A 12,742-nucleotide genomic window follows, 5' to 3' on the forward strand; every position below is an offset into this window, starting at 1 on the left:
GGGGTCTACACGTCGGCGTGACCTTCTGTTGCTACGGTCGGACCGGCAGTCCGATCTCACGGGGAGTAGTCGAGCGTGTCCGTATCGCAACAGACCAGCGGGGAGAAGACCTTCCTCGGTCATCCGCGCGGCTTGATGACGCTGTTCACCACCGAACTGTGGGAGCGGTTCAGCTACTACGGGATGCGCGCGATCCTGCTGCTGTACCTGACCGACAAGGCGCACGGTCTCGGCCTCGGCGAGTCGCTCGGCCAGGCCGTGGTGTCGATCTACGGCGCGTCGGTTTACCTGCTCTCGGTGCTCGGCGGCTGGTTCGCCGACCGCGTCTTCGGCGCCCGCCGCACGGTCCTGTACGGCGGGTCCGTGATCGTCGCCGGCCACGTGTGTCTCGCGCTGCCCGCCACCGGACCGGCGTACGCCGGGATCGCGTTGGTTGCCCTTGGCACGGGTCTGCTGAAGCCCAACGTGTCGACGATGGTCGGCACGCTGTACGAAGACGGCGACAAGCGCCGCGACTCGGCGTTCTCGATCTTCTACATGGGGATCAACATCGGGTCGTTCACGGCGCCGTTCGTGGTCGGGTTCTTGCGCCGCGAATTCGGGTTCCACGTCGCGTTCGCGGCCGCCGCGGTCGGGATGACGCTCGCGCTGATCGCCTACCTGCTCGGCCGGCGGACGCTGCACGGACGCGGCGACACCCCGCCGAACCCACTGACTGCCGAGGACCGGCCAACGATGGTGCGGGTCACGGTCGCGGTACTGGCGCTGCTCGCGGTGGTGTTCGCGTGGTCGGCCTGGCGCTCCGGCGGCATCGGCCCGAAGCCGGTCGTGGACGCGATCTCGTACCTGTGCTTCCTGGCCCCGATCGCGTACTTCGTGATGCTGCTCCGGAGCCCGCTGGTGACACCGGTGGAGAAGCAGCGGGTGCGCGCGTACGTCCCGCTGTTCATCGCCGCGATGCTGTTCTTCATGCTGTTCGAGCAGGCGGCGACGACGCTGACCTCGTTCGCCGCCGACCGGACCGACCTGCACCTGTTCGGGATCGAGATCTCGCCGGAGTTCTTCCAGTCGGTGAACCCGTTCTCGATCATCGTGCTGGCGCCGGTGTTCGCGGTGATCTGGATCAAACTCGGCGACCGGGGCCCGTCGATCGGGCAGAAGTTCGCCACCGGCCTGCTGCTCGCCGGGATCTCGTTCGCGGTGATGGCGCTCGCGTCGTCGGTCGCCGGGGACAACCTCGCGTCACCGCTGTGGCTGGTCGGCGTGTACGTGATCCAGACCCTCGGCGAGCTGTTCCTGTCCCCCGTCGGGCTCGCCGCGACCACGGTGCTGGCGCCGCGGGCGTTCCTCAGCCAGATGATGGCTCTCTGGTTCCTCGCGCCGGCCGCCGGTCAGGCGATCACCGCCCAGCTCGTGCAAGCCACCGAGGGCGCCTCCGACACCGCGTACTTCGGCGGGCTGGCGATCGTCACGATCGTGGTCGCGGTCGCCGTGTATGCGTTCGCGCCGTGGATCCGCCGGCACACCGACGTACGACAAACCTCGTAGTCGCGCCCTGGGGCGAGTTGCGCATTCTGTCCGACGCGGCCCCACCGACATCTTCGCGAAACTCGACGTACCGTCCCGAACGGCCGCCGTGGCGTACGCCCACGACCACGACCTGCTCTGAGCTGTGCGGCGATCTAGTCCGTGAGGCGGTCGGCCAGCCAGGCGATCGCGAGCGGGTGGCGATACTCGACGGCGCGATGACCGCCGTCGAAAAGCTCGAAATGGACGGCGTCGGCGGAGACACCGACGTCGGTCAGCGTTCGGCGGAACGCCTCGGCACCGAGGTCCAGGAACCACTCGTCACTGGTCCCGGCGTCGATCCAGATCGCCCGCTGGGAACAGAGGGCCTCGGCGTGGTCCGGCGCCATCCGGACCGGGTCCCACCGCAGCCAGCGCGCCCAGACCTCCGGCCGGAGCGCGCCGGTCTGGGGGTCGAACGGCAGCCGCGGCGTACCGTACGGGTCGGGTGAGAAGCAGGCCGAGACGCCGAGCAGCTCCAGCAGCCGCTCGTCCTCGGCCTTGGTGAACGCGACCCGCTCGGTGAAGTCCGACCACCAGCGCATGATGTCCCCGTCGTAGGCCCGCAACTGGCGAGCCGCCCAGAGAAAGTGCGGGATGTACTGCGCCTCGGACAGCGCGTCACCCGAATGCGACGCGAAGGCGCCGAACAGGTCCGGCCGGAGCATCGGCGTGATCATCGCGCCGAGCCCGCCGCTCGACTTGCCGGCGATCGCCCGATAGTTGCGGTCGGCAAGCGTCCGGTAGCGGGCGTCGACCCACGGGACCACCTCGTCGCACAGGTACGAGTGATAGCGGCCGGTGCCCGGCGAATCGACGTACTGACTCCCGCCGTACTTCGTGAACGCGTCGACGTAGACCACGATCATCGGCGGGGCCCCGCCACTGCTGAAGAGCGAGTCGATCAGTTCGGGGACCGGTCGCCGGAACGGCATCCGGTTGCGCCACAGCGGCAGCGTTCCGCCGTACCCGAGGAGCAGGTAGACGACCGGGTAGCGCCGGGTGCTGCCGTCGTACCCGGGCGGGGTCTGGACCCAGATCGGTCGCTGGTGCGGATCGTTCAGTGGATTGCCGCGCAGCACCTGGCTGTCGACCACTCCCTCGTCGATCCGGCCGGTCAGCTCGAGCATGGCATCGCCTCCTCATTTACTACGAAACCATAGTATATGGATTCGTAGTAGTCTCCTGCTCGTGGCGGAGGACTCGATCGATCGGCACATCGCGTACTGGCGGGCCGAAGTACCCGACCTCGACGACAGCGTCGAGGGCATCGTGACCCGGATGCAGATGCTGGTCCGGCATCTGCAGCATCGGCGGGCCGAGGCACTCGAGGAGCACGGCCTGCGCGCCTGGGAGTACGACGTCCTGTGGCAGCTGCGAGCAGCCGGGCCGCCGTACCGGGTGGCGCCGACCGCGTTGGCGATCGCGCTCGACACCCATCCGGCGACCCTCACCAACCGTCTCGATCGGCTGACCCGCGCCGGCCTGGTCGAGCGCAGCCGCGACGTGACCGACCGGCGCAGCGTGGTCGTCGTCCTGACCCCCGAGGGCCAACGGGTCTGGGAGGCGGCGATCGATTCGCAGGCCGACGCCGAGCACACACTGCTGCAGCCGCTGTCTGAGCGCGAACGCGAGACGCTGACGAAGCTGCTGCGCAAGGTCGTGCTGTCCGCGGAGGAGGACGGACCCGCACTGATGGCGGTGCCGCGGAGCTGAACGCTCTCCGGAGGGAGCGGGTTCACTCCTGCGGGTGAGGTGCGGCGGGGTCGCGTGACCGGATGCTCTTGGGGTGACTACCACCGAGCGTCCTGTCCCCCGCTGGGCGTACCGCCTGGCTCATGTCATCCCGTTCCTGACCCTGCCGTCCGGCCTGTGGCGACTCGGGCTGGTCTTCGGATCGTCGATGGGCATGTTCGACGACAACGGCAACCCCGCCGACCTCGGCGGCGTGGGCGCCAAGGTGTACGTCGTCTCGCTGACGATCTTCTCCGAACTCGTCGCCCTCACCGCGCTGGGTCTGGTCAGCCGCTGGGGCGAGGTCGCTCCGCGCTGGATCCCGTTCATCGGCGGCCGCCGCGTCCACCCCTACGCGGCGATCGTGCCTGCCACCCTGGGCGCGCTGTCGCTGATCGCGATCTGGACGTACGGGTTCCGGGACGCCTGGACCGACCACTTCATCCCGTTCGCCGGCACGGGATGGAAGGTACTGATGTTCGCCTGCTACGCACCCCTGAACCTCTGGGGCCCGGCACTGCTCGTCCTCACCTGGGCGTACTACCGCCGCCGCGGTGTGTCACTCCAACCCGTCACCGAGAGCGTGGCCGGGGTCTGAGCGTGGTCGCCGGCAGCGGCGGCGCCGGGAGCGGGTCGCCGTCGTAGCCCGGGACCATCGGGAAACGGTCGTTCCCCTCAGCGGCGATCGCGGCCTGCCAGGCGTCCCGCGCGGCGACGATCTCCTCGTGACTGCGGCCGATGAAGTTCCACCACATCACGAGCTCTTCCTCGAACGGTTCACCGCCGAGCAGCAGGAACCGCACACCGTTGTCCGAGGCAACCAGATCGATCGCGTCCCGGCCGGCGCCGAGGTAGGCCATCTCGCCGAACCCCGGCGTCAGGTCTCCGACGCGCAACGATCCGTCGACCACGAGGACGGCGTACTCGTTGGACGGGATCAACGGGAGCGTCAGGGTGCGGCCGGCTTCGACGGTGACGTCGGCGCCGACCAGCGGCGTGTACGCCGGTGCGGGCGACGTGACACCGGCGACGGTGCCGATCATCACCGTCACCTTCGCGCCGTCGAGGTCGAGCTTCGGCAGGTCGGCGTACGCGTTGAAGGCGGGCGGGGTCGTCGTACGGACGTCGTCCGGGAGAGCGACCCACAGTTGCGCGCCGTGCAGCATCGGCGGGGCGTCCGGCGTGGAGACCTCGGAGTGCGCGATCCCGGGGCCTGCCGTCATGATGTTGAGCTCCCCCGGCCGGACGAGAGCATGCGAGCCGACGCTGTCCCGGTGCTCGATCTCCCCCTCGAACAACCAACTCACGGTCTGCAGGCTCGTGTGCGGGTGCGGCGGAACAAGCATCCCGCTCGCCCCCGGTACGCCGTACGAGTCGACCCTCCGGGTCAGGTCGTCCGGTCCGTAGTGATCCACGAAGCACCACGCACCGACCATCCGCCGATCCTTGTTCGGCAACAACCGCCGCACAGTCGTCGACCGCCCCAGCACAACCTCCCGCCCCTCGAGCATCTCCAGCGCGGGCCCTTCACAGTCCCCAGTACCGACAACTTCCGCCGGGTGCTTGTCCAGATCGCTCACGATGACGTCCATTCCAGGAGTTGTTGCTGGTCCCAGGTGTTGATGACCCGGTCCGGGGTGACGCCGCGGTCTTCGGCGCGTTCGCAGCCGTAGACCTGCCAGTCGAGTTGGCCGGGGGCGTGGGCGTCGGTGTCGATGGAGAACAGGCAGTCCATCTCCACGGCCATCGCCAGCAGGCGCTTCGGTGGGTCCAGGCGTTCGGGGCGGGAGTTGATCTCGACCGCCGTACCGAACTGGCGGCAGGCCTCGAACACCACCTCGGGGTCGAACTCGGACTCGGGCCGGGTGCCGCGACCGCCGGTGATCAGGCGGCCGGTGCAGTGGCCGAGGATGTCCACGTGCGGGTTCGCGATCGCGCGGACCATCCGTTCGGTCATCGGTTCGGAGGCCATCCGCAGCTTGGAGTGCACGCTCGCGACCACCACGTCGAGCCGGGCCACGATCTCGGTGTCGCAGTCCAGCGTGCCGTCCTCGTTGATGTCGACCTCGATCCCGTTCAGGATCGTGAAACCGTCCAGCTCGTCATTCAGCTTCTTGTTGAGTTCGGCAACGACCTCGATCTGCTGCAGCCGCCGCTCCCGCGACAACCCGTTCGCGACGGTCAGCCGCGGCGAGTGATCGGTGAGCGCGATGTACTGGTGCCCGAGCCGGTGCGCCGTCCGCGCCATCTCCTCGATCGGGCTGCCGCCGTCGGACCACTCCGAGTGCAGATGCAGATCCGCCCGCAACGCGCCCCGCAACTCCTGGCCGGCGGTCGTCAGCGCCCCCGCCGCTTCCTCCAGCTTCACCAGGTACGACGGTGTCGCGCCGTCCATCGCCTCGACGATGACCGCCTCGGTCTTCGGCCCGATCCCGGCGAGCTCGGTCAACGTCCCGGCCCGGCGCCGCGCCCGCACCTCGGTCGGCGGCAGGGCGGCGATGGTGTCGGCCGCGCGCCGGTACGCCTTCACCCGGTGCGTCGGCTGCTGGTCGCGCTCGAGGTAGTACCCGATCGCCCGCAGCGCCGCGATGGCGTCGTCCACACCCGCCTTGTCGGTCATACGCCCATCATGGCAGCGCGGACCCCCAGGCCATCACAATCCGGCCGGCGAACCCGGCGTCCGCGGGGACCCGCCGGGAACCGGCGATTGTGATGGCCTGGGGATCCGGGGTTTATGGTCTGGACGTGGCGACCAAGGAGCATCTGGCGCGGGCGGAGCGGTTGCAGGGCGCAACCGGTGCGCTGGCCACGGCCGCGATGGCGGCGATGGACGCCAAGCTCCCGTGGTTCGCCCAGCTGTCCGCGCAGGACCGGTCCTGGATCGGACTGGTCGCGCAGTCCGGGATCTCGGCGTTCGTCGAGTGGTTCCGCGACCCCGAGGCGCACTCCTCGATGCCGACCCGGATCTTCGGCTCCGCGCCGCGCGAGTTCACCCGGGTGATCTCGCTGCACCAGACCGTCGACCTGGTCCGCACCACGATCGAGACCATCGAGAACACCATCGGCACCCTGCTACCGCCGGACGACGTACCGGTCGTGCACGAGGCGATGCAGCGCTACGCGCGCGAGGTCGCGTTCGCCGCCGCGACCGTCTACGCGCAGGCCGCCGAGATGCGCGGCGCTTGGGACGCCCGTCTTGAGGCGCTGCTCGTCGACTCGGTGATCCGCGGCGAGGCCGACGAATCGGTCCGCTCGCGGGCCTCCGCCCTCGGCTGGACCGGAGCCGCCGGTACGACGGGATCCGCGGAGGTCGCCGTGGTCGTCGGGCGGGCCCAAGCCGCGGAGGTCCCGCAAACCGGCAACAACACCTCGAACGTGGCGGACATGGTCCGGCACGCCGCGCGGGAGGCGGGTGCTGACGCTCTGTGCGCGATTCAGGGCGACCGCCTGGTCGTCGTACTCGGCGGTACGAGCAAACCTGTCGAGATCGTACAAAAGCTCGCGCGCTGGTTCGGACCCGGTCCGATCGTCGTCGGACCGGTCGTGAAGGACCTGATGTCGGCCGTGACCTCGGCGCGGGCCGCCGTCGCGGGTCTGCGAGCGGCGGCCGCGTGGCCGGGTGCCCCGCGGCCGGTACAGGCCGACGAACTACTTCCCGAGCGGTCACTCTCCGGAGACGGTCACGCTCGTCGGCAGCTCGCGACAGAGGTCTACGGCCCGCTCACCGTGGGCGATGGCGTGCTCCTGGACACGGTCTCGGCGTACCTGGACTCCGGTGGTTCGATCGAGGCGACGGCCCGGGCGATGTTCATCCACGCCAACACCGTGCGGTACCGGCTGAAGCGTGTGGCGGACCTCACGGGGTACAACCCGCTGGATCCCCGCGACGCTTTCACAGTCCGTGTCGCACTGACCTTGGGTCGCCTGCTCAATCCCGAGCCGGGCAGCACGGTTTTGTAGGATCTCTACAAACCGGCCCCGAAGAATTCGTGCTCGCCCTTCGGCTCACGGCGGGTCCGGCTGAGGGAGAGTTGTCACGTGCTCGTCATCGCCGCGCCCGGTCAGGGTGCCCAGACTCCAGGATTCCTCGAGCCGTGGCTGGCGGATCCCGTGTTCGAGAGCCGGCTGAACTGGCTCTCCGCGGTCGCCGGTCTCGACCTCGCCCACTACGGCACCCAGGCTGACGCGGACACGATCCGCGACACCGCGATCGCGCAGCCGCTGCTGGTCGCGTCCAGCATGCTGGCCGCGCTGGCGGTGTTCCCGCACCCGGCCGACGCCTTCGCCCAGGTCGGCGCGGTCGCCGGTCACAGCGTCGGTGAGCTCGCCGCCGCGGCCGGCACCGGCGTACTGACCGCCGAGCAGGCGATGGTCATGGTCCGTGAGCGCGGCAAGGCGATGGCCGCCGCGGCCGCGCTGACGCCGACCTCGATGACCGCCGTCCTCGGCGGCGACCGCGAGGAGGTCCTCGCCAAGCTCGCCGAGCACGGCCTGACCCCGGCCAACGACAACGGCCCCGGCCAGATCGTTGCCGCCGGCACCGTCGAGCAGCTCGAGGCGCTGGCCGCCGACCCGCCGGCCAAGGCCCGGCTGATCCCGCTGTCGGTCGCCGGCGCGTTCCACACCAGCCACATGGAGCCCGCGGTCCAGACGCTCGCGAAGTACGCGACCGCGATCAGCACTCACGACCCGCGGACCCGCCTGATCTCGAACCGGGACGGCCACGTCGTCCACGACGGCCGCGAGGTCCTGCAGCGGCTCGTCAACCAGGTGAACGCCCCGGTCCGCTGGGACCTGTGCATGCAGACGATGTCCGACCTCGAGGTCACCGGCATCCTCGAACTGCCGCCGGCCGGCACCCTGACCGGGATCGCGCGGCGCGCCCTGAAGGGTGTCGAGACGTTCGCGCTGAAGACGCCGGACCAGCTCGACGACGCCCGCGCGTTCGCCGAGAAGCACGGCAGCCCGTCCGAGATCGACGCCTCCCCCACGTGGCGGCTGCTGGTCGCCCCGATCAAGGGCACCTTCACCCGCGAGGTCGACGTACGCCGGGACTCCGGTGACACCGTCGCCGCGGGCGAGGTCGTCGCGAAGGTGGCGAGCCTGCGTGACGAGGTCGCGGTCACCGCGCCGCACGGCGGCATCGTCGTCGAATGGCTCGTCGAAGAAGGCGACCCGGTCGCCCCGGGCCAGCCGCTCGTCCGCCTGCACCCCGCCGGAGGAACCGCATGATCACACCGTCGACAGGTGCGCAGTACGCCGGGATTCTCGGGATCGGGTCGTACCGACCGCGGCGCGTCGTACCGAACTCGGAGATCCTCGAGCAGATCGACTCCAGCGACGAGTGGATCCAGACCCGGTCCGGGATCAAGGAACGCCGCTGGGCCGACGACGACGAGACCGTGCTGATGATGTCGGTGAACGCCGCGAAGGAAGCGCTCGCGGAGTCCGGTATCGACCCGGCCGACATCGGCTGCGTGATCGTCGCCACCGTCACGCACCTGTACCAGACGCCGGCGATCGCGACCCAGATCGCCGTCCAGGTCGGCGCCCCGACGGCGGCCGCGTTCGACATCTCGGCGGCCTGCGCGGGCTTCTGCTACGGGATCGCGATGGCCAACGACCTGGTCCGCGGCGGCAGCGCGAAGTACGTACTGGCGATCGGCGTCGAGCGACTCAGCGACATCACCGACCGGACCGACCGCGGTACGGCGTTCATCTTCGCCGACGGCGCCGGTGCAGCGGTGGTCGGTCCGACCGACGAGCCGGGGATCGGCCCGGTGGTGTGGGGTTCGGACGGCACGCAGCACCAGGTGATCAGCCAGCGCGAGTCCTGGCAGGAGGTGTTCGGCACCTACAACTGGCCGCACCTGACGATGGACGGCAACCCGGTGTTCCGGTGGGCGTCGTTCGAGATGGCCAAGACCGCGCAGCAGGCGCTGGACGTCGCCGGCGTGAAGGCGGAGCAGCTCGACCTGTTCGTGCCGCACCAGGCGAACATGCGGATCACCGACGCGATGCGCCGGGCGCTCAAGCTGCCCGAACACGTCAAGGTCGCACGCGACATCGAGCGCCAGGGGAACACCTCGGCGGCGTCGATCCCGCTCGCGATCAGTGCCATGCGCGACAACGGCGAGGCCAAGAGTGGCGACCTCGCACTGATCATCGGCTTCGGCGCCGGGCTGGTGTACGCCGCCCAGGTGATCCGGCTGCCGTAACAAGCAGTAGTCCATAGTTGTCCGGGGCAGCTCAGGTGGCTGCACCCGGCTGTCACGAGCCAGCAGAAATCCGAAAGGGAACCAGAGAATGGCCAGCACCGAAGAGATCCGTTCCAACCTCGCCGAGATCGTGAACGAGATCGCCGGCATCCCGGTCGAGGACGTCCAGCTGGACAAGTCCTTCACCGACGACCTCGACGTCGACTCGCTCTCCATGGTGGAGGTCGTGGTCGCGGCCGAGGAGAAGTTCGACGTGAAGATCCCCGACGACGAGGTCAAGAACCTGAAGACCGTCGGCGACGCGGTCGCGTTCATCGAGCGCGCCCAGAACGGCTGACGGACCCGTCACCGTGCTGGCCGGTGCTCATCGGTCCCCCGTTCGCGCGAGGCGGTCCGATGAGCACCAGACCGGCACCCCGCAGTACCCACCCCTCGCTCCCAACCGCAGATCGCTCTTGTGAAGGATGAGGTAACCATGTCGAAGACCCGAGTCGTCATTACTGGGCTCGGAGCCACGACCCCGCTCGGGGGCGACGTGGCCAGCTCCTGGGAAGGTCTGCTGGCGGGGCGCTCCGGTGCCAAGCGGCTGACCGACGAGTGGGTGCAGCCCCTGGCGGTGCAGATCGCCGCACCGGCCGCGGTGGACCCGACCGAGGTCATCGAGCGGGTGAAGGCCCGCCGCCTCGACCGTACGGCGCAACTCGCCGTGGTCGCCGCCCGCGAGGCCTGGGCCGACTCCGGCCTGGAGGACTCCGGGCTGGACAAGGAGCGCCTCGGTGTCGCGGTCGCGTCCGGGATCGGCGGCCTGCACACCACCCTGTCGAACTACGACGCCCTTAAGAGCAACCCGCGCCGGGTCTCGCCGCTGGCGATCCCGATGCTGATGCCGAACTCGTCGGCGGCGTACGTCGGCCTGGAGTTCGGGGCGAAGGCCGCCGTCCACACCCCGGTGTCGGCGTGTGCCTCCGGCAACGAAGCGATCTGGCTGGGGCTTGACCAGATCCGGCTCGGCCGCGCGGACGTGATCATCGCCGGTGGCGCCGAGGGCGCGATCATGGCGCTGCCGCTGGCCGCGTTCGGGATGATGCAGGCGCTCAGCAAGCGCAACGACGAGCCGGAGCGGGCGTCGCGTCCGTGGGACGTGGACCGCGACGGCTTCCTGCTCGGTGAGGGCGCCGGGGTCCTGATCCTGGAGTCCTACGAGCACGCCAAGGCGCGCGGGGCGAAGATCTACGCCGAGCTCGCCGGCGCGGGGATCTCCGCCGACGGTCACGACATCGCACAGCCCGACCCGACCGGTTCGGGTGCCCGGCGGGCGATGGAGCGGGCGTTGTCCGAGGGCGACCTCACCCCGGCCGACATCTTCCACATCAACGCGCACGCCACCTCGACCCCGCAGGGCGACATCGCGGAGTCACTGGCGATCCGGCAGGCGCTCGGCAAGGACGCGGACCACGCGATCGCGACCGCGCCGAAGTCGATGATCGGCCACCTGCTCGGCGGCGCCGGCGCGGTCGAGTCGGTCGCCACGGTGCTGGCCCTGCACCACCGGGTGTCGCCGCCCACCATCAACGTGGACAAGCTCGACGACCAGATCGACCTCGACGTCGCGACCGAGCAGCGCAAGCTGCCCGAGGGCGACATCGCGGCACTGAACAACTCGTTCGGCTTCGGCGGTCACAACGCCGCCATCGCGTTCAAGTCGGTGTAGTTCCTTCACCACGTTCGATCGGTGCAGTTCCTTCACCACCCTCGGAGGACACCATGACCGTCGCCCCGGCGAAACCCGCCAAGCTGCCCCGTGAGCAGGACCCGCGCAACCCGGTCACCCGGCTCCGCAACCTGCTCGACCCGGACAGCCTGGAGCTGATCACCCCGGACAACCTGTCCGGGATGGTCGCCGCTCGCGGGACGATCGCCGGGGCGACGGTCATCGCCTTCTGCTCCGACGCGACCGTGATGGGCGGCGCGATGGGCGACGAGGGCTGCGACGTCGTCGTCGAGGCGTACGACGTCGCGCGCGCCGAGCAGGTGCCGATCATCGGCCTGTGGCACTCCGGCGGCGCCCGGCTGGCCGAGGGCGTGCTGAGTCTGCACGCGGTCGGCAAGATCTTCTACGCGATGACACAGGCCTCCGGGAAGATCCCGCAGATCTCCGTCGTGCTCGGGCCGGCGGCGGGCGGAGCGGCGTACGGTCCCGCGTTGACTGACGTTGTCGTCCTCGGGCCGGAGGGCCGGATCTTCGTCACCGGGCCGGACGTGGTCCGCTCGGTCACCGGCGAGGACGTCGACATGCTGCGCCTCGGTGGCCCCGAGCCGCACGGCCGGCGGTCCGGCGTCGTCCACATCACCACCGACTCCGAGGCGGCCGCGCTCGAGCAGGCGCGCCGGCTGGCCGACCTGCTCGCCAACCAGGGCACGATCTCGACCGACATCCCGGACACCGACCTTTCTGGGTTCCTGCCGGAGTCGGCGAAACGCGCGTACGACGTGCATCCGCTGGTCGGCGGTGTGCTCGACGCAGAGTCTGGCGTCGAGCTGCACCAGCGGTGGGCGCCGAACATCGTCACCACGCTCGGCCGGCTCGGCGGGCGCACAGTCGGCGTGATCGCCAACAACCCGCTCCGGCTCGGCGGCTGCCTGGACGCCCTGTCGGCGGAGAAGGCTTCCCGCTTCGTCCGGATGTGCGACGCGTTCGGCGTTCCCTTGGTCGTGCTGGTCGACGTACCGGGCTATCTGCCGGGTGTCGGTCAGGAGTGGGACGGCGTCGTACGACGGGGCGCCAAACTGCTGCACGCGTTCGCGGAGGCCGTCGTACCGCGGGTGACGCTGGTGACCCGGAAGACGTACGGCGGGGCGTACATCGCGATGAATGCGCGGTCGCTCGGAGCCACGCGGGTGTTCGCTTGGCCGCGCGCCGAGGTCGCCGTGATGGGCGCGGTCGCCGCCGTCCGCGTCCTGCACCGGCGCAAGCTCGCCGACGTCGACCCGGAGCTCCGCCCGCAGGTCGAGGCCGAGCTCGCCGCCGAACACGAGAAGATTGCCGGTGGCATCGATCGGGCCCGCGAGATCGGCGTCGTCGACGAGGTCGTCGAACCCACCAGCACCCGCACCGCACTGGCCACCGCGCTGGCGAAGGCCGAAGCGGACGGCCCGACCCGCGGGCAGCACGGGAACATCCCGCTCTAGCCGGACATCACGAAGGGCGCGAACCCTGGGGGTTC

The 12,742-nt window shown here is 70.0% G+C and carries 12 protein-coding genes; 9 read left to right on the plus strand and 3 right to left on the minus strand.

Translation table 11 applies throughout. The features are described from left to right. Nucleotides 1-75: 75 nt before the first annotated feature. Nucleotides 76-1,548 (plus strand): peptide MFS transporter, encoded by a 1,473-nt coding sequence (locus tag AC0662_RS24670; RefSeq protein WP_478303505.1) that lies wholly within the window; start codon nucleotides 76-78, stop codon nucleotides 1,546-1,548. Nucleotides 1,549-1,682: 134 nt separating this feature from the next. Here the strand turns inward: AC0662_RS24670 and AC0662_RS24675 are convergent, their stop codons facing one another. After that, the gene (locus AC0662_RS24675; RefSeq protein WP_478303507.1) at nucleotides 1,683-2,696 is read right to left on the minus strand and encodes an alpha/beta hydrolase; all 1,014 of its coding nucleotides are present in this window, start codon (nucleotides 2,694-2,696) and stop codon (nucleotides 1,683-1,685) included. 61 nt (nucleotides 2,697-2,757) lie between these two features. Here AC0662_RS24675 and AC0662_RS24680 point away from each other — a divergent pair, with 61 nt between their 5' ends. Together AC0662_RS24680 and AC0662_RS24685 are read left to right on the plus strand one after the other, a co-directional pair. Beyond that, nucleotides 2,758-3,282, plus strand: coding sequence for a MarR family winged helix-turn-helix transcriptional regulator (locus AC0662_RS24680; RefSeq protein ID WP_478303509.1), 525 nt, complete (start codon nucleotides 2,758-2,760; stop codon nucleotides 3,280-3,282). A 73-nt stretch (nucleotides 3,283-3,355) separates the two neighbouring features. Next, the gene (locus AC0662_RS24685) at nucleotides 3,356-3,898 is read left to right on the plus strand and encodes a hypothetical protein (RefSeq protein ID WP_478303510.1); all 543 of its coding nucleotides are present in this window, start codon (nucleotides 3,356-3,358) and stop codon (nucleotides 3,896-3,898) included. Here the strand turns inward: AC0662_RS24685 and AC0662_RS24690 are convergent. After that, the gene (locus AC0662_RS24690) at nucleotides 3,873-4,880 is read right to left on the minus strand and encodes a pirin family protein (protein ID WP_452198022.1); all 1,008 of its coding nucleotides are present in this window, start codon (nucleotides 4,878-4,880) and stop codon (nucleotides 3,873-3,875) included. The genes AC0662_RS24685 and AC0662_RS24690 overlap by 26 nt on opposite strands. Then, entirely contained in the window at nucleotides 4,877-5,920 is a 1,044-nt protein-coding gene (locus tag AC0662_RS24695; protein ID WP_452198024.1) for a PHP domain-containing protein, read from the minus strand. Before AC0662_RS24695 ends, AC0662_RS24690 begins: the two co-directional genes overlap by 4 nt. Nucleotides 5,921-6,012: 92 nt before the next feature. Here AC0662_RS24695 and AC0662_RS24700 point away from each other — a divergent pair, with 92 nt between their 5' ends. From AC0662_RS24700 to AC0662_RS24725, 6 genes are all read left to right on the plus strand, one after another. Then, a complete protein-coding gene (locus tag AC0662_RS24700) occupies nucleotides 6,013-7,260 on the plus strand; it encodes a PucR family transcriptional regulator (RefSeq protein ID WP_452198026.1) in 1,248 nt (415 codons plus the stop codon). 78 nt (nucleotides 7,261-7,338) lie between these two features. Next, entirely contained in the window at nucleotides 7,339-8,532 is a 1,194-nt protein-coding gene (locus AC0662_RS24705; RefSeq protein WP_452198028.1) for an acyltransferase domain-containing protein, read from the plus strand. Then, a complete protein-coding gene (locus AC0662_RS24710) occupies nucleotides 8,529-9,518 on the plus strand; it encodes a beta-ketoacyl-ACP synthase III (protein ID WP_452198030.1) in 990 nt (329 codons plus the stop codon). Before AC0662_RS24705 ends, AC0662_RS24710 begins: the two co-directional genes overlap by 4 nt. An 88-nt stretch (nucleotides 9,519-9,606) precedes the next feature. Then, nucleotides 9,607-9,855, plus strand: coding sequence for an acyl carrier protein (locus AC0662_RS24715; RefSeq protein WP_130446978.1), 249 nt, complete (start codon nucleotides 9,607-9,609; stop codon nucleotides 9,853-9,855). 138 nt (nucleotides 9,856-9,993) lie between these two features. Next, a complete protein-coding gene (gene fabF, locus AC0662_RS24720; protein WP_452198033.1) occupies nucleotides 9,994-11,229 on the plus strand; it encodes a beta-ketoacyl-ACP synthase II in 1,236 nt (411 codons plus the stop codon). A 53-nt stretch (nucleotides 11,230-11,282) separates the two neighbouring features. Then, complete coding sequence (locus AC0662_RS24725; protein ID WP_452198035.1) at nucleotides 11,283-12,707, plus strand: carboxyl transferase domain-containing protein; 1,425 nt, start codon at nucleotides 11,283-11,285, stop codon at nucleotides 12,705-12,707. Nucleotides 12,708-12,742 lie beyond the last annotated feature (35 nt).

The organism is Kribbella sp. NPDC043289 (genome assembly GCF_056436705.1).

What these genes read in the sequence shown, in the direction of transcription:
- AC0662_RS24675 (WP_478303507.1), bottom strand. Translation starts at nt 2,696, where the DNA reads ATGCTCGAGCTGACCGGCCGGATCGACGAGGGAGTGGTCGACAGCCAG.
- AC0662_RS24695 (WP_452198024.1), bottom strand. Translation starts at nt 5,920, where the DNA reads ATGACCGACAAGGCGGGTGTGGACGACGCCATCGCGGCGCTGCGGGCG.
- AC0662_RS24700 (WP_452198026.1), top strand. Translation starts at nt 6,013, where the DNA reads ATGGCCTGGGGATCCGGGGTTTATGGTCTGGACGTGGCGACCAAGGAG.
- AC0662_RS24710 (WP_452198030.1), top strand. Translation starts at nt 8,529, where the DNA reads ATGATCACACCGTCGACAGGTGCGCAGTACGCCGGGATTCTCGGGATC.
- AC0662_RS24715 (WP_130446978.1), top strand. Translation starts at nt 9,607, where the DNA reads ATGGCCAGCACCGAAGAGATCCGTTCCAACCTCGCCGAGATCGTGAAC.
- fabF (WP_452198033.1), top strand. Translation starts at nt 9,994, where the DNA reads ATGTCGAAGACCCGAGTCGTCATTACTGGGCTCGGAGCCACGACCCCG.
- AC0662_RS24725 (WP_452198035.1), top strand. Translation starts at nt 11,283, where the DNA reads ATGACCGTCGCCCCGGCGAAACCCGCCAAGCTGCCCCGTGAGCAGGAC.